Origin of the sequence: Brachyspira suanatina, assembly GCF_001049755.1 — a bacterium.
GTDB lineage: Bacteria > Spirochaetota > Brachyspiria > Brachyspirales > Brachyspiraceae > Brachyspira > Brachyspira suanatina.
The window spans coordinates 1,766,370-1,789,188 of sequence record NZ_CVLB01000001.1; the positions used below are offsets into that span (position 1 = coordinate 1,766,370).

The window sequence follows — 22,819 nt, forward strand, 5'->3', positions numbered from 1 at the left end:
TCTGTCAAGTGAATTTATTTCTACATTATTATATTAGTATTTTATAATAATAAATTTTGATAATTTTTGTACTTAAATTAAATAAAGTAATATAATTATAGTATAGCTTTATTTATTTCATTAAATTTTTCTTTTAAAAGCATCATATAATCATGATATTTATTTGCAAGATTATCATCAGGTTCTATGATTGTACTGCCAATCAAAGAATTTCTTATATCATCTAATGAAATTTTTTTTCCTAATAATAAAACAGCAGATACAGCAGCACCAAGAGAAGCACCTCCTGAAGGAAGTATTTTTATAGGGCATTTCCAAATATTTGCTATTATTTTTAATATTTCTTTATCTTTTGTGGGACCTCCTGTAACAGCAATATCTATTTTATGAGAAGAAGTAAATTGCTCAGAGTATAAAGCTACTAATCCCAAAGAACTTAATACTATTCCTTTATAGTCACTATCAAAAGAAGGAGCTGAATGATATCTTTTTATAGGGAATGCTCTGCTTATAGGCACTGATTCATTTTCTTTCTGCCATAGAACAAGAGGCATATTGTCAATATTTTTTTCTAAAGATTCTGTAATTTCTTTATAATCTCTAGTATATAATTTCATGACTTCATCCCATAATATAGCACCATTAGTTCGGCAGAATATCATAAAAGGATTTCCTATTCCATCATACATAGCATTTGATACTCCAGAATAATCTCTGCTGTTCTCATCAATATCAAGCATATAGACAAAACTAGTTCCTAATGATAATATATCTCCTTTATATAAAACCTTTGTTTGAGGATTATCACCGCTTCCTATTCCAACTATACATTCGCTGTCAAATCCATATTTTTCTATAAAATATTCGCTTACATATCCCGCAAAACTAGAAGGATCATTTATACTTCCTAATTTTTCTTTTAAATCATTTGATACAGTATTTAATAAAGTGTCATTCCATTCCCTTTTTGTATAATCCATTAAACTCATTCCTGAAGCATTTCCAAAATCTACAGGTATATTATCTTTTGCTGTTAATATTGATGCTATAAATGTATTTAATAAAAATATTTTGTATGTGTTTTTTGATAAGTCTTGATTATTATCAAAATTATATTTTATTACAGCACCTGTAAATCTAAGAGGAGAATTTGAAGCTGTTATTTTTATCATATTATCCTTTCCGCCTACTGCATTTCTCAATTCTTCAGCCTGTTTTTGAGTGCATGAAGTTCTCCATATAGGAGCATAATCATAGGAATATGAATTATTTAATATTTCAGCTAAACTATTATTTACTGATGATTTTTCCCTTAATTTTTCTATATTCGATTTATATTTTTCTGAAAGATAAACATGTCCATGCTGCTGAGCTGATATTTGTATTGCTTTTATATCTTTAGTATTGAATTGTTGTTTGAGCTGTAACAGAGCTTTATCTAATGCTGCTAAAAAAATATTTATATCCTGTTCAGCCTTTCCTTTTATATTTGAATCTATTAACAATGTATTTTTATTCATTTTTGAATATTTCATTTCTTCCAATGAATTGAATGGTATAGAAATATTTAATTCATTTTTATAATTTTCACAATTTATAATGCTTAAAGTGATACTTTGTGTACTTAAATCTATCCCTAATGTATACATACTATTATCCTTCAAAATATTTGTTAAATTATTTTGTTAAAAACTATACATTAAAGGTATAAAAAATATATATGAAAAATTATTTTTTTAATATATTTTTGAAAATTAATTTATGTATTTTAATATTTGTAAAAACTGTATAAATATTTGTATGAGATTTAAAACTTATATATTATTTTTTGGCATGTTCAAGCATTTCTTCAGCATGTTTAATGCTTGCTTCTGTGATTTCTTTTCCTGTTATCATTCTTGCTATTTCTTTAACTCTCATACTATCATCAAGTTCTTCAATAGTTGATGTAACGATATCATCACCTTCATTCTTTGTAACTTTAAAATGATTATTAGCATATATTGCAATCTGTGCCAAGTGAGTAACGCTAAGCACCTGCTTTCTTTTTGATAATGCTGCTATTTTTTCACCTATAACTTCGGCAATCCTTCCGCCAACTCCAACATCTATTTCATCGAATACACAAGTTTCACAATAGTCCCCTAAAGAAAGTACATTTTTCAATGAAAGCATTATTCTTGATATTTCACCGCCTGATGCAATTTTTCTAAGAGGCTGAAACATACTTTGCTTATTTGGCGCTATTATAAATTCTATATTATCAATACCAGTAGAATTAGCTTTTAAATTAGATCCGTCTATATTAAGTATACCGTCATCATCTTCATCTAAAGTTATTTCAACATCAAATTTCGTAGATGACATACCTAAATCATTCATCTCGCTTTCTATTGCTTTAATAAAATCATCTTTTCTGTTATGTCTTATATCAGATATTTCTTTTGCAAGTATAGAAGTTTTTTTTCTTAATTCTTCTATTTCTTTTTTTAAGTTTTCAATATCCTCTTCAGAGAAATTGAGAGAGTCTAATTTTTCTTTAGCTTCTTTGGCATAAGATATTATTTCTTTTATATTAGAACCATATTTCTTTTTTAGATTATTAATGAAGAAAAGTCTCTCATTAAGAGATTGAAGTTCTTCAGGATCAAATTTTGTTTTTGATCTTATTTCTGTTAAAACAGTTTTTATATCTTCAAGATTTAATGTTATACCTTCTATCTGTGATGCAATATCTGAAAGTCTGCTGTCGTATTTTGATATGCTTTGTAATGCTGAAATACTTCTTGTTAATTTTGTATAAGCTCCTGATTCGCTTCCAAATATATCCTTATTAATAGAAGAAAGTGATGAAGCTATGCTTTCTGCATTTGACATCATAGTAATATCATTTTTTATATCATCATCTTCATTTGGCTTTAATTTAGCTTTTTCTATTTCATCTATAGCATATTCTAAAAAAGATTTTTCTTTTAATATGTTATTTTTATTCTGAGATATTTCATTATGCTGCTTTATTAATTTTGTAAGCTTATTATAATGATTTTTATAATTTTCTAATTTATCATCGATATTTAAATAACTATCATAAAAGTTTAAATGATTAGCAGGATTAAAAAGAGACTGATGTTCATGCTGTCCATGTATATCTACTATTAAATCACCAAGCTCTTTTAATTCAGCAACTTTAACGCCTACATTATTTATAAATGATTTGCTTTTTCCATCTTTAGTAATTTCTCTTTTTATATTAAGCTCATCATTATTAATTTCTATATTCCATTCTTTTAATTTATTTTTTACGATATCTGCAGATGACTGAAGAGAAAAATTTCCTGAGACTATTAATCTGTCTCCATTAGCTCCAACCATTCTAGTAGAGCCTTTTTCACCTGTAATGAGTTCTAATGCACTGATTATAATACTTTTACCAGCACCAGTTTCTCCTGTAAGCACATTAAAACCGCTGCTGAAATTTATTTTTAATTTATCTATTAATACAAAATTTCTAATTTCGAGATATTTAAGCATTATCTACCCCAATTAAGTTTATTCCTAAGTATATCATAAAATAGTCTTTTTGAACTTTGAAATATATAACAATTTTTATTGCTGATTTTTGCTATTATCTTATCATCATTTTTAAATTGACATATATCATATCCGTCTATTGTTATCATAGCCTTTAATGATTTTTCTGTCAATTCTAACTCTATATTATCGCATTTAGGAATAACAAGCGGTCTGAAAGTCAATGAATGAGGCGCTATAGGTACAAAAGATATTGCATCAATGGTAGGGGCAAGTATAGGACCTCCGGCACTTAAAGCATAAGCTGTTGAACCTGTGGGAGTTGCTATTACAACACCATCGCCAACTATTGAAGATATTAATTTACCCGATATTGTAATGTTTATATATATTGCTCTGCCGTCACATTTTCCTAAAACTAATTCATTTACAGCAAGATATTCTTTATATGCCTTATTTCCTTTTGAATAAATATTTACAGATAATAATGTTCTAGGCTCTATTTCATATAATGTTTTTTTATCCTCAAAATATTCTTCTAATATTAAATATGCTTCTTCAGGAGGTATTTCTGAAATAAACCCTAATGTACCATTATATATAGGAAGAACTGATATATCGTATTTTATAGCTATTTTCAAAGCGGAAAGCAATGTTCCATCTCCACCTATTGATATTAACATTGACACATTTTTTAATTCTTTTGCTGCTTTTTTTATATTATTGTGAGATGATATATCATAATCTATTATTATAGCTTCTATATTATATTTTTTTATTATACTATTTATTTTTTTTAAAATTCCATCAGTATCAGTTCTAAGAACATTAACTATGATTCCTATTTGTTGCTTTTTTCTATTGTTCATAATTATTAATATTGATTTAATTAAAAAAAATTTCTATTAATTATACCAAACAGTTATCAATATATCAAGTTTTATATTGATAATTTTTTATTTTTATAATAAACTATCTACTATGATACTATTTAGTTTAATTTATTTTTTATTAAGTTTTATTTTTACATTATTATGCGTAATTATTGCATTTTCAGCTTATCCTTTTATAAGATTATTCTCTAAAAGAAAAGCTTCACAATATGTTCATAGTATGGCGAAATTTTGGGGAAGCTCATTAATGAAAATGGCATTTATTTCTTTCAATATTGAAGGAAAAGAAAATTATGATCCTAGTAAAACTTATTTATTAACACCAAATCATCAAAGTGCATTTGACATATTTGCATGCTTCAGCATATTTAAGAAATCATTTGCATTCGTTTCAAAGGATACTTATGGAAAAGTACCTTTAATTGGTTTTGGTATGTCGCTTTCTAATTATATATTTGTTAAAAGAGGTACTGTTGGTGCTGTAAAATCTATAGATGATATGGAAGACAGATTAAAAAATAACATAAGTGTGGTTATTTATCCTGAAGGAACAAGAAGCGCTACTGGTGAAATAAAAAAACCTAAAAGAGGAATATTAAAAATAGCAGAAAGATGTTCAGATATACCTGTTCTGCCTGTAGTTATATATGGTACTAAAGATATTATGAAAGCTAGAACTATTAAAATTACTCCATTTAAAAAGATAACTGTTAGATTTTTAGAACCTTTCTATTTCAAAGATATAAATGGCGATGATAATGCTAAATTAGATTATTGGTATGATATTATGACTAAAAATTATAATGAATTAATAGATAAATTAATTTCAAAATAAATTTTTTTAATTATATAAAATCAATATAAACAATACTAATTAGTATATTTACTAATAAATGTTTTCAGTAAAATTTTACACATTACAATCATACTAAAAATTGATTAATTTAAAATATTTTTACTAATAAACTTACTTATTCATAATTATTGTATATTAATTATTATATTTGTTATTTGATAGTAATTTATATATTACATATATAACAAAAAAATGTACATTATTTTCATACTATACTTGAAAAAAATAATCTTCATATTATAATATTCAATAATATATACATATTATGTGTTTATATTAAACAAAAAAATCACTTAACAAATTAGGAGTATAAAAGTGAATATTAATAATAACGCTTCTCAGTTAAAAAAAGAGATTTTGGTAAAGATAGCATTAATGTTTATTGAGGATAGACTTATAGAAGATATTGACAGATTACCTATAGAGATAATACCTAGAGATAGCAAATCTATAAGATGCTGTATACACAACGATAGAGAAATCATCAAAAATAGAATTATGGCAAGACTTGGAATAAGTGTTGAAGGTAAAGAGGATAGCGGAATACCATTATCTGAATATGCTAAATTGGCATTAGATAGAGATAAACCTACTTGGCCTATGCTTACTGTATTAGATGAGGCTTGTAATGCATGTGTAAGAGCTAATTTTATGGTTACTAATGCTTGTCAGGCTTGTTTGGCTAGACCTTGTATGGTTAACTGTCCTAAAGATGCCATAACTATATTAGATGAAAAAAGAGCTCATATAGACAGCTCTAAATGTATAAACTGCGGATTATGTTTAAAAAACTGTCCTTATCATGCAATCATTTATATACCTGTACCTTGTGAAGAATCTTGTCCTGTAGGTGCCATTAATAAGAATGATCAGGGAAAAGAAGTAATAGATTATCATAAATGTATATTCTGTGGAAACTGTATGAGAGAATGTCCTTTCAGTGCTATGATGGATAAGGGACAGCTTTTAGATGTACTTAAGCATTTAAAGGCAGATGAGAAAGTTAATGTAATGTATGCTCCTGCTATAGCTTCTCAGTTTAATGCTAAACCTGGGCAATTAAAAAGTGCTTTATTAAAAATAGGATTCAATAAAGTTTGGGAAGTTGCTTTGGGTGCTGATGTTACTTCTGACAGAGAAGCTGCAGAATTCGAAGAGAGAATGGAAAGAGGAGATAAATTAATGACCACTTCATGCTGTCCTGCTTATGTTAAAGCTGTTAGAAAGCATGTACCTGAACTTATTCCTTGTGTATCTGAGACTAGAACTCCTATGCATTATACAGCTGAAATGATGCATGAAGATGATCCTGAAGCTGTTAATGTATTTATAGGACCTTGTCTTGCTAAAAGAAGGGAAAGTATAGATGATGATTTAGTAGATTATTGTTTATCTATGGAAGAACTTGATGCTTTATTCATAGCTACAGGTACAGATGTGGCAAAAGAACCTGATTTAAATATAGAAACTGTTCCTACTGCTTCCGGAAGAAAATATGCTGTAAGTGGAGGTGTTGCCGAAGCTGTTAAAGTAAGATTAAAACACCCTGAAAAATTGAAAGCTACTGTTATTAACGGACTTGATAAAGAAGGTATGAAACAGCTAAAAGGCTATGGAAAGGTTCAGTCTGGAGAAATTCCTGTTACAGATGATACACCTAATCTTGTTGAGGTTATGGCTTGTAATGGAGGCTGTGTTGGAGGACCTTGTGTAGTTAAAAATCCTAAAGCTGCTGCTGTTCAATTACAAAGATACGCTTCTACAGGTACTGAGGTGAAAAAAGACTAATAATTTTATTTTATAAAATTTAATAAACAAAAAAGGCAGAAGTCTTATATTAGACTTTTGCCTTTATTTTTTATATAATTATCAATCAGTTAATAATTTTTCTATATTTTTTAAATTTCTTGCTTTAGCATAATATAGCGCATCATGCCCATTTTTATCTTTTATAGTTTTATCAGCACCATGTTCTAATAAAAGCTTAACTATTTCTACATAATTTAAACTATCATTTCCAAGTATAGTAACTTCAAGTAAAGCTGTAAAAGATAAATGATTTATATGATTTACATCTATATCAGTGTTTTCAAGAAGGAATTTTACTGTACCAAGATGTCCTTTTTCACATGCTGGTATTAAGGCATTTCCGCCAAAAATATTTAATACATTTCTAGTATCAGCTTTTTCATATGTGAGTTTTACTATATCAAGCATTCCATTTGCACATGCATATAGAAAAGGTGAATTTAATTTTGCATCTTGTATATTAACATCAGCACCATTATCAACTAAAAGCTTAACCATTTTTACATAATTTTTATATGTAGCTATCATTAAAGGGGTTCTCTTTTTTTCATCTTGTAAATTTACATTTATACCCATTTCTATATATTCTTTTACAGATTTAATATCTCCGCTATGTACAGCAGAAAAAAAATCACTTCTAGTATCTGCAAATAAAGCAATATTCGTATATAAAATAAAAGCAAATATAAAAAATAATTTCATAATTACTCCAAATATATTTAATTTATTCATTATTTAAATATAACAAATCTTTTTTTGATTAGTTTTATTAATATAGTTTAATTATAGTTTTTACAACTATATAAAAGTACATTATAAATAGAGTTTTTATTATATTTTTAATAATGATATTTAAAAAATATCCGAATAATTATTAAAGAAATATAATAGTAATTGGGACTTGAAAGTGCATTATATAGGTTTTTTAATAGCTTTTATTTTATATTTTACAGCCAACTTAAATGCTGTTGTTTATGATGTTTTTTCTAATACAAATAACATTTATTATAGTACATTAAATAATTTTACTAATAGTTATATATTATATGATAGTGACTCGGCACTTAACTACTTAACAGGAGACACTGCACTTGATTCTAGTATTTTACAGGGACTTATATACAGTAAAGATATTAAAAGTATAGAAGGTGCCAATGGAGGAGATGCTGTATTTTTTCATAATATTAAATCTTATATAAAACTTGATTATTATACAGGAGATGGTACACATAACTTTGAAGATACTATGACAAGTTTTACTTTGGAATTTTATTTGAATCCTTATAAAATAAGAATGAATTCTCAAGTACTATCAAAAACAGCTATATATAATGAAAACGGTATTACAAAATCTTCAGGCATAAAAGCTAATATTGTTAATGGAAGATTAGTTTGGCAGTTTAATAATTTATTCTCTTATAATGGTGTATATACAAATGTTATGTTAACTCAAGGAGAATATTTAAAAGAGAATGAATGGAGACATCATAGTGTAAGTTTCAATGCTGCTACAGGAAAATTAGTAAAATATATAGACGGACTTGAAGAGCAAGTGATATATTTAACTAGTACTGGCGATGAAACAGGTTCTCCTTATACTATAGAATTTGATAATATAAAATTGGATCCTTTATATTTAGGAAATGGTTTTATAGGTGGACTAGATGCTTTTTATTTTACACCTCGTTATAAGCAGACTTTTAATTTATATCCTTATACAGCAGATGGTGAAATAATAAGTAAAGTTATAGATTTTGAAAATAAAAATACATTTATTGACTCTATAAATTATATTGGAAATTCTACAAATGGAAGTTATATAGATTTATATTATAGAACTTCAGATTATTATTTTGCCCCTGAAGATGTTAATATAGCTTGGGAGCCTTTAAAAAATCATACTAATATAATGACAAATACAATGACTAGATATGTTCAAGTTAGAGCAGTATTAAAGAGCAATGTAGATAGAAATGTTACACCTGTATTGAATAATGTTTCTATAAATTATCATAATCCAAGAAAGCCTTTAGTACCATCTAATTTAACAGCTACTGCAATGAATGGAACTTCTGTTATGTTAAAATGGAATGGCTCTCATGAAAATACATCAGGATATAAAATTTATTATGGAACAAAATCAGGAGTATATAATGAAGCACAATATACGCCTATAATAACAGAAAATGTAAATGAATATATAATAGAAGGACTTGAAGAAGGAAAGGTTTATTATTTTACCGTTACAGCTATAGGCGGAGAGGGCGGAAATATAGAAAGCAGTTTTTCTGAAGAAGTTTATGTAAGACCAATTCAATAAAAAGGAGTATGAACGTGTCTACTAATACTAAAGCAATGAAATTAAGTAATCTTGCCGAAGAATTATTAAAAAAAGGAGTAAATGAAGAGGCTATAGAAGCCTTGAAAAGAAGTATGAGATTAAGTACTTCTGATGATATGAAAGCATATTTACAAGTTGCTGTTTCTTTATTTGAAAACGGCGATTATGAACATGCTAAAATATTTTTAAATACTTTTTTAGAATATTGGATGGCAGCCGAAGCATATTTCATTTTAGGAGCTATTGCTAAAAAAGAATATAGATTAGAAGAAGCTTTTGAACTTTACAGAAAAGGTATTACTTTATATACTTCATCAAACCTTAATCCTTATTATGAGTTTTTATCTTTATGTACACTTCTTAAAGAAGAAGATAAAGGATTGGAAACTGCTAAAAATGTACTTAAAATCAATTCTAAAGATAGAGTTGCTTTGGTTTATATGGCTAATTATTTCTTTAGAAATAAACTTTATAAAGAAGCTATGAATTTTTATAAAATATTAGTTGATAATAAGCTTGCTGATCATAATGACTACCATTATTATGGAGTTTGCTTGCATGAAATTAAAGATTATAAAAAAGCAGAAAATATGTATTTGCAAGCATTAGCTATGTATCCAGCTGATACTCCTGAAGTGTTGGCTCTTAAAAATCTTAGAAGCAAAACATTAAAAGACAATTATCCTAATTTAAAAGAAAGTAAAGAAAAATATACAAATAAAATAAAAGAAAATCCTGAATCAAGTGATTATTTCCATTTAGGCAATATTGAATTTATTGATGGAAATTATGAAAAGGCAGCAGAATTCTATTCTAAAGCTAAAGAAGTTTATGAAGAGAAGGTTTGCATTTTATAAAATATTCTAAAAATTATTTTTATATCGTTTCTATTAGATATAATTACATTGTCTTTAATAAATTAAGTATATAAATTTAATTTATTAAAAATAATAAACATACAAAATATAACTTTATAATGTCAAATTATTGCATTTAATTTTTTTTATAGTATAATATAGAAATATATTATGAATAAAATTATTTATATTTTCTCTATTTTAATTCTTTTAATATCATGTAATATTAAAAAAGAAGATGAAAGTAAAGATACAAATATCAAAATAAAAGTAGGATATTTGTATGAATTTGCCGGAGCTTCTGCAATTGCAATAGCAAAAGAAAAAGGTTTTTTTGAAGAAGAAAATCTAGATGCAGAACTATTTGAATTTTTCAATGGTCATGCTGCAATTTTATCTATGGTTTCTAAAGAAATAGATTTTACATATATAGGACATGCAGCACATTCGCTAATTATAAACGGAGATGTACAAATATTAATACCAAATGGAATAAGCAAAGGCGAAAAAATAATAACAGGAAAATGGACAGGTATTAATAACATTTCTGATTTAAAAAGAAAAACTATAGCAACTCATTTTGGTACTTCAAGTGCCACTATGCTTAATGCGATATTGGAAAAGAATAATATAAAACTAGAAGATATAAATTTAACAAATATTAATATCACTAATCTTGATGATGCTCTAATAAATAAAGAAGTTGATGCTGTCTCAATATGGGATCCATACACCAGACAAATTACTGAAAAAATTCCAAATGATTATAAAATATTGGCTGATATTGCAAATTATAGTAATGAAATTATATTAACAAGCAGTTTTGTATCAACATCAGAATATATTAACAATAATCCGGATACCGTAAAAAAATTCTCAAGAGCAATATTAAAAGCTATGGATTATAGAAAAAATAATATATATGAAGCTGTAGAAATTACAGCAAAACTTACTGGAAATGATATAGAATCAGTAAAAAAAGAAATAGATACAGGAATATGGTTTTCTTCATCAGATATAAAAAATGCATGTGATTCAGGAAAAATGATAAAATGGTATGAAGCACAGCAAAATATATTTTTAAATTCTAATATTATTAAAAAATCTCTACCTGTAACAAACTATATACAATTATCAATCCTTACAAATATATTAAATAGTTTATAATACTATCCTAGCACCTATACTTCTAAATTGCTCTATAAAATTAAATGATGATTTATTTATAGACTCTGCATCATCTATAATTATATCTCCATCAGAAATAGAAGAAGCAACTGCAAGTGCCATAGCTATTCTATGATCATTATGAGAAGTAGTATTTCCTCCTTTAAGTCTTTCAACACCTTCTATTAATATTTCATCTTCAGTTACTTCTATATTTGCCCCTATTCTTGAAAAACTATCCATTAAATCATTTATTCTATCACTTTCTTTATATCTTAATCTGCCTGCATTATATAATCTGGTTTTACCTTTTGCTGTGGCAGCAAGAGTTGTTATTATAGGACCTAAATCTGGTATATTGGACATATCTATATCAAGAGCATTTAATCTATTTGTTTTTTTCACAGTAATAGAATTATCATCATTATAAGAAACAGAAGCACCCATAAATTTTAATATATTAAGTATTTCTTTATCACCTTGAATAGAATATTTATTAAGACCATATAATGTAGTCTCTCCTCCCAAAGCACCAGCAGCGGCAAAAAAAGCAGCATGCGACCAATCTGACTCTACTTCATAATCAATACCTGAATACTCCTGATTACCGTATACTTCTATTATATTATTATCATGTCTTAAAGTTTCTATATTAGCTGCTTTAAGTGTTTTCAAAGTCATCATAACATAAGGTTCTGACTCTAACTCCCCATCTATTATGATATTAGAATCACCTTCAAGCAAAGGCAATGCAAATAAAAGCCCACTTAAAAATTGACTGCTTAAATTACCTAATACTTTAAAATTTGATGATTTTAATTGTCCGGATACTTTAATAGAATCTTCTAAATGAATGAATTCAAGTCCCTCTTCTTTCCATATTTTTTTATAAACATCAATAGGTCTTGAAAATAATTTTTTAGAACCTGTAAAAGTACAAGTTATACCAAATGCAGACATTATAGGAATTAAAAACCTCAAACTACTTCCTGACTCTTTAACATCTATAGTTAATTCTTTTTTATATTCTTTTTTTGGAAAAACTTTAATTCCATCATCAATTATTTCTAAATCAGCAAAATTAGAAACAGCATTTTTTGTAACTTCCACATCAACACTAACATTATCAATCCAATGTCTTATTATACTAGGACTTTTAGCTAATGAAGATGCTATTAAAGCTCTATGTGCATCACTCTTACTCATTTGAATATAAATAGAACCGAAAATTTCTGAAGGTTTAATAGTTAAAGACATAATATAACTCCAATTATTATCAATTATGCTAATATAGAATCAACGAAACTTTCAGCATCAAATTCTTTAAAATCTTCAACTTTCTCTCCAAAGCCTCCATAATATATAGGCAGAGATAAATAATGAGCTACACTTATTGCTACCCCACCCTTAGCTGTGCTATCCAACTTTGAAACTATAGCTCCTTGTATATCTAAAGCATTAGTAAATACTTTAGCCTGCTCTATTCCATTATGTCCAACATTGGCATCTAATACTAATATTGGTACAAATTTAAACTCTGTAAATCTCTCTGTAGCGATTTTCTTCATCTTCTCAAGCTGTCTTACCAAATTCTCCTGATTATGGAATCTTCCTGCAGTATCAACTATAACTATATCAGCATCTGTTGCCTTAGCTTTATCTAATGCTGAAAATAATACGCTTGCAGGATCTCCGGCTTGCTGTCCTTTAACTATAGTAACAGAAAGTCTATTAGCCCATTCTTCTAATTGTTCTATGGCAGCTGCTCTGAATGTATCTGCTGCTGCTAATATAACTTTATGATCTTTCTTTAATATATTAGCTAATTTTGCTATTGAAGTTGTTTTACCTACTCCATTAACACCTACTATAAAAAGTATAGTTTTACCATTAAGTTCTATTTTTCTTGAAATGAATTTAGATATTAAAATTTCTCTTAAATGTTTTTTAGCTTCAAACGGATCTTTTATATTTTCTTTTTCTATTACATCTCTAAGTTTTGAAATAATATCTTTTGTAGTTTCAACACCAGCATCAGCTGTTATTAATGTATTTTCTAAACTTGCAAAAAATTCATCATTGATTGATGAAGTATTAAATAGTGATGATAGTGAAAATTTACTTTTAGAACTTGTTAATGAAACTTTAGGTTTTTTAGATTTTTTCATTAACACCAAAACTAAAATCAAAAGTACTACAAGTACACTGCATGCTATTATTATAATATTCATATACGGCATAGTAGATTGCATTTATCAATTTCTCCAAATATAAAATTTATTTAGAATATTATATAAACTATTAAGATTTTTTCAAGGTATAAAAAAAGCATTGATAATAAAATATTATCAATGCTTTCGCCTCTATAAAAAAATTAACGAATCAATTATTTTTTAATTAATTAAATGCTTGGAAAGAACTAGCTGTAGCATTACATAATGGACATTTAGCTGGAGCTGAACCTGCTTCAACATATCCGCAAACAGGGCATAAATAATAAACTGTAGGTAAAGTTTTTTTAGCATTTAAATCCTGTATAGTTTTGTTATATAATTCAGCATGTGTTTTTTCAACTGAAGCTATTCTGTTCATTAAATCAGAAACATTTTTATTGTTTTCAGAAGCAGCAACTTTACTGAAAGCAGGATACATTTTTGTATATTCATAAGTTTCACCAGCTATACCGCTTTTTAAATTATCAACATCAGTACCAGTTTTAATAGCATTGATTTTAGCTGTTAATGCTTTAGTTGATAATTTAGAAGATAAAGCCATATCGTTTAAAAGCTTAGCATGTAAAGCTTCTGCAGCAGAAGCTGCTTTAAATAAAGCTGCAACACTTTTGTTTTGAGCTTTTTTAGCATATTCAGCATAGCTAGCAGATGCATTCATCTCACCATTATAAGACTGCATCATACCATCTAAAGTAGATTTAGCTGTTTGTCCATATACAAGACCAGCAAAAACGAATAAGAACAAAATAAATAAACTTGATTTTTTAATCATCTTTTTATCCTTTTTTAATATAGAGTTTTTTGTTTTTTTGTTTATATGCGAGGCAACATATAGCTAATATAACCTTTAATACATAAAAAAGTAAAACAAATAAACATTTTTTTACAAAAAAAATATAATATAGTAAAATAATGTTAACATATACTAACTTTAATATAAAAAACAATCATATAAAATAATAAAAGGCAGCAAATTTTACATTTACTGCCTTATATAAAAACATTATTTAAATTATTTTTACTTTCTCATTTTTTCAATAGCTTTTGCTAATATAGATATACCCTTATCAATATCTTCGGGTTTAGAATTAGTGTAATTTAATCTTAAAGTACCTAAGCCTCTTTTAGCTTCATAAAAAGGCTCTCCTGCTACTACTACTACACCGTCCTCAGCAGCTTTTCTTGAAAGCTCAACAGCATCTATTCCTTTAGGAAGTGTAGCCCATATGAACATACCGCCTTCAGGATGTGTCCAGTGCATATCTTTAGGTAAATATTTATCCATAGCTTCAAGCATATAATTACATTGTTTGCCGTATAAGTCTATTATTTTTTTGATATGTTCATCATAATCATTATCTTCAAGATACTGACTTACAACTACTTGGGCAAATGTTCCTGTATGCAAATCTATAAGCTGTTTATAATCTTTCATCTTAGCATATAACTCTTTTTGTCTGCATGCAATCCAGCCTAATCTCATACCTGGTGCTACAGTTTTTGAGAATGTACCAAGCAATATAGACTGTTCTCCTAAATATGCCCCAAATGATTTTTGATGTTCTCCTTTGAATCTTAATTCTCCATAAGGATTATCCTCTACAAAGAATGTATCTTTACCTTTCATTATTTCTGCTATTTTTTCTCTTACAGCATTTGTATATGTTATACCTGTAGGATTTTGGAAATTAGGTACGGAATAAAAGAATTTATTATCGTATTTATTTACAGCTTCTTTAAACTCATCTATATCAGCGCCATCTTCATTCAAATTAACTGTATGAATCTTAGGATTATATAGGTGAAATGATTGTAAAGCTGCTAAATAAGATGGATCTTCAACTAAAACATCATCATTAGGATCTATTAAACATGAAGAAATAATATCTAAAGCCTGCTGAGAACCATTAGCTATAAGTATATCGCTGGCTTCAATTTCAATACCTTGTTTTTTATATCTATTGGCAATAAACTCTCTTAAAGGACCATATCCCTCAGTGCTGTTATATTGTAAAGAATAAGCACCTTTAGTTTCTAAAACTTTATTTGCTGCAGCTTTAATCTCTTCCACAGGAAATGATTCAGGATTAGGCAAACCGCCTGCAAATGATATTAAATCACCTTTAGCTGCAACTTCAAGCATAATTTTTACAAAACTGCTTTGAAAATCTTCTTTTAATGCTCTTTTTGATAATCTTAATTTCATAATAATATCCATTTAAAAAATTTGTTATATATTATACACTACTATTCATAATAATGCTATATTATTTTTTGATTTTTTATCAATATATTTTCTTAAAATAACTATACAAAAAAAGGGAGATTTTTTAAATCTCCCTAATTTTTATCAAACTAATATTTATTATATTTTCCAATCAGGGAAACGTTTTATAACAGCAGAAATAATATCAGTTTTATAATGCTGTTCTAAATTTACTAATTTTTGGAATTCTCCAAAGATTATTTTAACATCTTCTTCAGACTCATTTTCTATAAATTTAAGCAAATAAGCTTTATCAAATACCAAATCATACACAACCTTTAAAAGTTTTCTAGCCTGTGCAGATGTTTCTTTTTTATCAACCATTTTTGATAAATGAGGTATTATACTTAATAAACCTATCATAAGAGAATTTTTATTTATATTTATATCTCCTGCTGTTTCATCATAATACTCTCCGTCAAGTATCTTTTGAGCAAAATAAACAAATGATTCAGGACATTCTCTATAATGAAGGAAAATATCATCTATAGTTTTAGCAAGCATATCTGTTTTGCCGTCTTCAAACAGTTTATTTACTATAAGATAATTATTTTTAACTTGAGGAGAATAAAGCATTTTCAGTATTATATTATAATAATCATCTCTTCTGCCGTCCCAAATAGCTTTTATAAATTTCTCTCTGTAATTAGAAGAAGGAAGTACCTCATAAACATGAGTGTAATCATCAATATTTTTAACTATATCTGAAAGTAAAGGTATGCTGCTGTCGGCATTAGACTGACTTCTCAAATATATTGTACTTATAATTCTTTCATCATTAGGAGCTTTTTTATCTTTAGAAATATTAACAAAATAATTATTCATCTCTTTAGCTTCTTCAGAGTTTAAATTAGGAGTATAAGTTAAATATTCCATATATATTTGATATCTCTCAAAGAAATTATCAGTCTTATTAAATTTAGATAAACTTTCAGCATCATAAGTTTCAGCTTCTTCATTATAAAGGAAAGTATTTTTATCAAACTTAACTGTAGTAGAAGCTCTTACAGATTTTTTGGCACTCTCAAGCCACTTAGTATAAGCTGACTCGGCCACTACAACATCAGGCTTTGAAGTTAATTCCTGTTTTAAATCTTTTGTAGTTATTGTCTTTTTATATTTTAAAATAATAGTTAAAAGCTCTGTAGGATTTTCTTCTGCTATCTTTTTAATTTCATTAAGTCTATAAGCTTTATAAACATTAATATCATCGTTAGGCAATGTTGTAAGAGATTGTATTGCCATATCAAAAGTCATTTTTCTAATATCTTCCTGAGATACAAACTTGATATTAACATTATTTATATCTATTGATTTTATTTTACCAACACCAAAATTTCTATGTATAACATATTTATCAACATCATACTGTATATACTTTTCAAATATTTCTATACAATCTTTGGGCTTTTTATTGACATTTGTAATAGCAGATATTTCTTCTATTTTTTCAAAAAGTGTATGATTAGGGTATAAAGCCTTATAAACATCTACAAGTCTATGTCTGAAAAATTTTGCCTTTTTATTATTCTGTGCTACTATATCCTGCTCATAATTAAGCAAATTTTTAATAGTTTTTAAAGCATCATTGTATCTGTTATTTTCAAAATAATAGAAGAATATTATTTTCCATACATCTATCATTATATTAGAATCAACAAGAGTTTTTAAAGCATTTTCATATTTAAGCAAATAATTATAATTATCCGGCTCATATTCCAATACTTTTTTAATATCGCTTTCTGCATTATTTCTTTCTCTTATAAGATTTCTTTCAAAAGCAATTTTATAATAATGCACAGCACTCTTTATATCTCCTGCCATTTCTTTTGTATGTGCTATCTTTTCAGGAAGTTCAGGATTGGATACATCAAATCTTATAAGTCTTTCCCAAATTTCTAATGCCTCAGAATCTCTATTAGTACTTTGATAATAGCTAGCCAAATATCTTAAAGCATAATCGCTCTCATAGTATTCATCTAAAATTTTTTGAGATATGAATTCTACTATATTCCATTTTTTAGCATTCTTAAAAATACCCAAAAGTTTTTCCAAACTCATTTCTGAATAATTTGCAATTTTTAAATTTAAAAATCCATTTGCATATAATGCTGATATATGATTAGGATTTTTATCCAATTGCATTTTAGCTGTTTCTATAGCTGAATTTATATCATTAGTATCATTTATATCATTGAGAATACCTGACAAATCAACAAAATACTTAGCAGTATAATTAAGAAGAGGTCTTCTCGTAAATGTTTCTTCTGAAAATACATTTTCTAATTTTTGTAGAGCTTCTGACATATTATCACTCCTTATCTAATATTTTTATGTAGTATTGCAGCAAATCTTTATCTATTACAGCCATCTTTCTTCCCCACACCTTAACCTCTTCAACATCAGAATCATTTTGCCTCATAATAAGATATGTAGTTAAAAATGCATATGAAGATAAAAGTTTAGGCGCTGTAGTCTCTCTCAGCTTTATTTTTCTGTAATCTGCTTCTAATCTGGATATGTTTCTTCTAAGATCAAACTCCTCCTGTTCATTTAATGGTCTTTTCACATCCAATATGTTCATAAGTTCGCCATAAGCACTCATCCATAATATTATCTCTTCCTGACTATTATTATGGATTCCTCTTTTTATTATTATATCTCTAATTTCTCTCACTACTTCTATGCTGATATTTTCAAATTCTATACTTAAAGGATCATAAAATAACGCTTCTCTTATATACATTTTACATTTTTTTTCATCGCCCAATTTATCATAAATCATAGCGATATAGCTAAGCGTCCTAGAATTGTACGGCTCTATAGTATTTAAATATTCATAAGATTTTAATGCTCTAGAATAATCCTTTAACTCTATAAAAGCATTAGAAAGTAAACGTAATTCCTCCGTGCCTTCAATATCATTGGTGCTGCGCTGCATTATTAACTCTATAATCTTATTATATACATAATAATGAATAGCGTTAATCGATATCAAATTCTCATCATAAGACTTTCCATGTACGAATACATTGAATTTCTTATAAGTAGAATCCAAAAGTTTGCAGTATTCTATGCAATTTCTCTCTACGCTTTTAAATTTATCAAGTCTGTTAATCCAAAATTTAACGCAGGATATATTTTCATACAGATTTTCACATTCAAAATCTTTTGACATAATCCTATCAAAATCTTCCATAGACTCTGTAAATAACCCCTGCTTTAATTTAGTTTCTATAATGTTGAAAATATCTTTGACAGACTCTTTTCTAGAAAATAATTCCTCTTCCATTATATTTAAAATAAACTACTCCCTTAAAGCTAAAAAACGTACAGAGATATATACGCATATTATTATAATATAATCAAATAAAGATAAATTGTCAAGAGAAAATAATACTCTTTAGAGTAAAAAACAATAAAAAATATATTAATTATGGTATACAAGCTCTCCGGATTTAAAAACCATAGAACACATATTATTATCCATACTATAAAGCAAAAAATTAAGATTATCACAATTCCATACTATAATATCTGCCTTTTTTCCAATCTCAATACTTCCTATTTCCTCTCCCCTCTTAATAGCACATGCTGCATTTATAGTAACAGCATTTAATATCTCTTCAGGAGTAAGCCTATATATAATATATGCAAGCTTCATTATAAACTGCATATTCAAAGAAGGACTAGAACCTGGATTATAATCTGTAGCCAATGCTATAGGAACTCCTTTATCTATCATATATCTAGCTCTGGCATAAGGCATATTTAAATAAAAAGAAGCATTAGGCAAAAGTACAGCTATAACACCTTGATTTTTTATAACATCTATGGATCTGTCATCAGACATAATCAAATGTTCAGCACTTATAGCTTTAAATCTTGCTGCTAAATATGATCCGCCGCTTGTTTCCAATTGATCTGAATGAACTTTAATTCCTAAATTGTATTCCTGAGCAGCATTAAGAACTTTATGAGTTTCTTCCATATCAAGTCCGCAATTTTCACAAAATACATCGCAAAATTCAGCTATGCCTAATTTTGATATCTCGGGAATCATATCATTACATATCAAATTTATATAAGCAGTTCTATCATTTTTATATTCATCAGGTATTACATGTCCGCCCATAAATGTACTTACTATATCTATTTTATGATTATCATTAAGTTTTTTCATTACTTTCAATATTTTTATTTCATCTTTGACTGTTAATCCATAACCGCTTTTACCTTCTACTGTAGTAGTTCCATACTGAATCATTTTATCTAATATAGGTATCGATTTTTTGTAAAGTGCATTTTCTGTTTGACTTCTAGTATCCCTAACTGTTGATAATATTCCATAACCAGACTTTATTATATCAGAATAGCTCATATGACCGCTTACTATATTATACATCTCATCTTCTCTTGAACCGCCGTATATAAAATGAGTATGACAATCAATAAGTCCTGAAGTAACTAATGCTCCATTAGCATTAAATGTCTTTTTAGCTTTTCCTTTAACAGTATCACCAATATATTCTATTATTCCATCTTTTATGCCTATAGAAACATTATTATATACTTTTATCTTTCCTTGATTCTTACCAGATAATGATGTGCTGCCTTCTGCTGTTGCAATAGAACCTATATTTTTTATAATTATATCTAACATAATGCACTCACATTTTAATATATATTATATATTAACAGAAAAGTTATATAAATTGTAAGATGTTATTAATATAATAATTAATAATAAAATAATAAATAATTTATCAACTATTTTAGAATTAATTTTTTTATTTATAAACCTTCCCAATATACCGCCGCATATTCCTCCTATAATCATTACTATAAGATAGGAAAGATTAACCTTTAAAGCATCTCCATCAGCAACACTTATAAATACATTTGAAATTTGGGAAAATAATATAATATAAAGTGAATTTTGAGCAGCAACTTTAGAATCCATACTAAAGAAAAAATATAGAAAAGCTATATTAAAAGGACCGCCTCCTATACCCAAAAATGATGATAAAAGACCAAGAATCAAACCTATTATTATACATAAAAATATATTTTGTATATGCATAGATTTTATCTTTTTATCACCCATATTCTTTAATGTGAATATTAAAGTAAAAAATGTTAATAATATTAAAATAGAAGATTGAAAAATACCAGCTATATTTTCACTATTAAAAAGTGTTATAACATAAGAAAAAAGCATTTTTCCAAGTATTCCGCCTATAATACCGCCCAAAGCTAATGGAGTTGCCACTCTAGAATCAACAAGACTATCATGTTTTATCTTAGATACTACAAATGTATATAAACTCATAGATAAAACAGTACAGGATGATAAGAAACTTATTTTACTTACTTCAAGAACATTTAGAGAATCAAGTACAGGCTTTATTATAATACCGCCGCCTATTCCGCAAATAGCACCTATTACAGATGCTAATAAACTTACAATCAAAAAAAATACTATCATTTTTCTATACCAAGATATTCCATCAATTTATAATAATCAGTATTTAATATAAGATCTGCTGGAAAATCTATAGATAATAATAATTCTACAGCATCTTTAAAATCACCTACTTTATATTTTGAATGGGCGTCAGATGTTATTACAATATTAGTTTCATATCTTTTACAAGCTAAAGCAACTTCACGGCATATAGGGCTGCTTCCTTTTCTAACTTTAAAAGATGATGAATTAATCTCTATTAATTTATTATGCTCTTTGCATAATTTAACTATATATTCGATATCAAATTTAAATTTAGGATTACCAACATGACCTAAGCAATCAACATTAGCATTCTTTACAACTTCTGCATATCCATTTGTATGATCTTTTACAGTAAGAGGACCTATAGCATCTTCATGATAAGAAGCTACAACAAAGTCTAAATACTCTAATACATTTTCACTCAAATCTAGCTTACCGCTATAATCTACTATATTTGCCTCGCATCCTCTAAGAAGTCTAACTCCATTAATATAATCTGGCAGGCCATGCATAGCCTTAAAATGTACTGATTTAGCTCCATCACTAGAAGCAGGGCCATGATCTGTAATAGCTAAAGCTAGAAAACCTTTCTCCTTAGCTGAATTTACCATTTCATCAACTGTACTATATGCATGCTCGCTAACTAAAGTATGAGTATGCAAATCGGCTATTATATTCATAATAAATACCTTATCATAGCTTTGACTTAGCTATTTTTTCTATTAATTCTATTGTATTATCTATGCCTATAAAATCACTATTCAAACAGGCATGATAATTTCTCGCATCTCCCCAATTTTTTCCTGTATAATAATTATAATGTTTAGCCCTTAATTTATCTCTTTCTTTTAAAATTTTTTCTATATTTGCACTATCTAATTTATATTCTTCAACGGCTCTTTTTATCTTACTTTCCATATCAGAATAAATAAATATATTAATACAATTATCCATTCCTTCTAATATATGATTAGCACATCTTCCTACTATAACGCAAGAATGTTTAGATGCCACTTCTTTTATAACATTGCTTTGCGCAAAAAACATAGTATCTTGTAAAGATTCTCCATTACCAAATACCATATTTCCGGCATAAGAACCTGTTATAGCAAAATTAAAAAGAGAAGCTCCTGTTAATTTTTGTTCATTTTCTTTAATATATTCCGGAGAAAATCCTGTTTTATCTGATGCCATTTCTATTATAGCTTTATCATAAAAAGGTATATTTAAATCCTTAGCAACCATTTCTCCAATATATCTTCCGCCGCTGCCGAATTCTCTGCTGATAGTTATAACAATATTTTTACTCATAAGCATATACCTCATATTTTTTATATTAATAGTTTACCAATA

Annotated in this window: 19 protein-coding genes; 5 read left to right on the forward strand and 14 right to left on the reverse strand. The window is 27.2% G+C overall.

What is annotated here, in order from left to right; translation table 11 throughout:
* Positions 1–95: 95 nt before the first annotated feature.
* The 3 genes from BRSU_RS07580 to BRSU_RS07590 all read right to left on the reverse strand — a co-directional run bounded on the left by BRSU_RS07580 (position 96) and on the right by BRSU_RS07590 (position 4,400).
* Positions 96–1,649: a xylulokinase gene (locus BRSU_RS07580; protein WP_048594763.1), complete on the reverse strand. Its 1,554-nt coding sequence runs from the start codon at positions 1,647–1,649 to the stop codon at positions 96–98.
* Positions 1,650–1,821: 172 nt separating this feature from the next.
* Positions 1,822–3,531: a DNA repair protein RecN gene (gene recN, locus BRSU_RS07585; protein WP_048594764.1), complete on the reverse strand. Its 1,710-nt coding sequence runs from the start codon at positions 3,529–3,531 to the stop codon at positions 1,822–1,824.
* Positions 3,531–4,400: an NAD(+)/NADH kinase gene (locus tag BRSU_RS07590; RefSeq protein WP_048594765.1), complete on the reverse strand. Its 870-nt coding sequence runs from the start codon at positions 4,398–4,400 to the stop codon at positions 3,531–3,533. Before BRSU_RS07590 ends, recN begins: the two co-directional genes overlap by 1 nt.
* Positions 4,401–4,512: 112 nt before the next feature.
* Here BRSU_RS07590 and BRSU_RS07595 point away from each other — a divergent pair, with 112 nt between their 5' ends.
* The gene (locus BRSU_RS07595) at positions 4,513–5,259 is read left to right on the forward strand and encodes a lysophospholipid acyltransferase family protein (RefSeq protein ID WP_048594766.1); all 747 of its coding nucleotides are present in this window, start codon (positions 4,513–4,515) and stop codon (positions 5,257–5,259) included.
* Between the two features lie 336 nt (positions 5,260–5,595).
* Positions 5,596–7,068 carry a 4Fe-4S dicluster domain-containing protein gene (locus BRSU_RS07600; protein WP_048594767.1) on the forward strand — a complete coding sequence of 491 codons (1,473 nt, stop codon included), beginning with the start codon at positions 5,596–5,598 and terminating at the stop codon, positions 7,066–7,068.
* An 81-nt stretch (positions 7,069–7,149) separates the two neighbouring features.
* On the opposite strand, the gene BRSU_RS07605 is transcribed toward BRSU_RS07600, so the two are convergent.
* Positions 7,150–7,791: an ankyrin repeat domain-containing protein gene (locus BRSU_RS07605; RefSeq protein WP_048594768.1), complete on the reverse strand. Its 642-nt coding sequence runs from the start codon at positions 7,789–7,791 to the stop codon at positions 7,150–7,152.
* A gap of 199 nt (positions 7,792–7,990) precedes the next feature.
* Between BRSU_RS07605 and BRSU_RS07610 the strand changes: the two genes are divergently transcribed.
* The 3 genes from BRSU_RS07610 (at position 7,991) to BRSU_RS07620 (ending at position 11,454) form a co-directional block, all read left to right on the forward strand.
* Entirely contained in the window at positions 7,991–9,409 is a 1,419-nt protein-coding gene (locus BRSU_RS07610) for a fibronectin type III domain-containing protein (RefSeq protein ID WP_083997870.1), read from the forward strand.
* 14 nt (positions 9,410–9,423) lie between these two features.
* Entirely contained in the window at positions 9,424–10,287 is an 864-nt protein-coding gene (locus tag BRSU_RS07615; protein ID WP_048594770.1) for a tetratricopeptide repeat protein, read from the forward strand.
* 171 nt (positions 10,288–10,458) lie between these two features.
* Positions 10,459–11,454, forward strand: a complete 996-nt coding sequence (locus tag BRSU_RS07620) for an ABC transporter substrate-binding protein (protein WP_048594771.1) — start codon at positions 10,459–10,461, stop codon at positions 11,452–11,454.
* Here the strand turns inward: BRSU_RS07620 and aroA are convergent.
* From aroA to BRSU_RS07670, 10 genes are all read right to left on the reverse strand, one after another.
* Positions 11,449–12,711: a 3-phosphoshikimate 1-carboxyvinyltransferase gene (gene aroA / locus BRSU_RS07625; protein ID WP_048594772.1), complete on the reverse strand. Its 1,263-nt coding sequence runs from the start codon at positions 12,709–12,711 to the stop codon at positions 11,449–11,451. The genes BRSU_RS07620 and aroA overlap by 6 nt on opposite strands.
* 23 nt (positions 12,712–12,734) lie before the next feature.
* Positions 12,735–13,694: a signal recognition particle-docking protein FtsY gene (gene ftsY / locus BRSU_RS07630; RefSeq protein WP_425339088.1), complete on the reverse strand. Its 960-nt coding sequence runs from the start codon at positions 13,692–13,694 to the stop codon at positions 12,735–12,737.
* 157 nt (positions 13,695–13,851) lie between these two features.
* Positions 13,852–14,460, reverse strand: a complete 609-nt coding sequence (locus tag BRSU_RS07635) for a rubrerythrin family protein (protein WP_048594774.1) — start codon at positions 14,458–14,460, stop codon at positions 13,852–13,854.
* Positions 14,461–14,706: 246 nt separating this feature from the next.
* Positions 14,707–15,894, reverse strand: coding sequence for an aminotransferase-like domain-containing protein (locus tag BRSU_RS07640; RefSeq protein ID WP_048594775.1), 1,188 nt, complete (start codon positions 15,892–15,894; stop codon positions 14,707–14,709).
* A gap of 159 nt (positions 15,895–16,053) precedes the next feature.
* Entirely contained in the window at positions 16,054–18,261 is a 2,208-nt protein-coding gene (locus BRSU_RS07645; protein ID WP_048594776.1) for a transcript cleavage factor, read from the reverse strand.
* Between the two features lie 4 nt (positions 18,262–18,265).
* A complete protein-coding gene (locus BRSU_RS07650) occupies positions 18,266–19,246 on the reverse strand; it encodes a tetratricopeptide repeat protein (RefSeq protein WP_048594777.1) in 981 nt (326 codons plus the stop codon).
* Positions 19,247–19,384: 138 nt separating this feature from the next.
* Entirely contained in the window at positions 19,385–20,617 is a 1,233-nt protein-coding gene (hutI, locus tag BRSU_RS07655) for an imidazolonepropionase (protein WP_048594778.1), read from the reverse strand.
* A gap of 24 nt (positions 20,618–20,641) precedes the next feature.
* Positions 20,642–21,442, reverse strand: a complete 801-nt coding sequence (locus BRSU_RS07660) for a TSUP family transporter (protein ID WP_048594779.1) — start codon at positions 21,440–21,442, stop codon at positions 20,642–20,644.
* Positions 21,439–22,146 carry a phosphatase gene (locus BRSU_RS07665; RefSeq protein ID WP_048594780.1) on the reverse strand — a complete coding sequence of 236 codons (708 nt, stop codon included), beginning with the start codon at positions 22,144–22,146 and terminating at the stop codon, positions 21,439–21,441. The genes BRSU_RS07660 and BRSU_RS07665 overlap by 4 nt, the downstream gene beginning before the upstream one ends.
* A gap of 13 nt (positions 22,147–22,159) precedes the next feature.
* Positions 22,160–22,777: a cytidylate kinase-like family protein gene (locus BRSU_RS07670; RefSeq protein WP_048595153.1), complete on the reverse strand. Its 618-nt coding sequence runs from the start codon at positions 22,775–22,777 to the stop codon at positions 22,160–22,162.
* Positions 22,778–22,819: the final 42 nt, after the last annotated feature.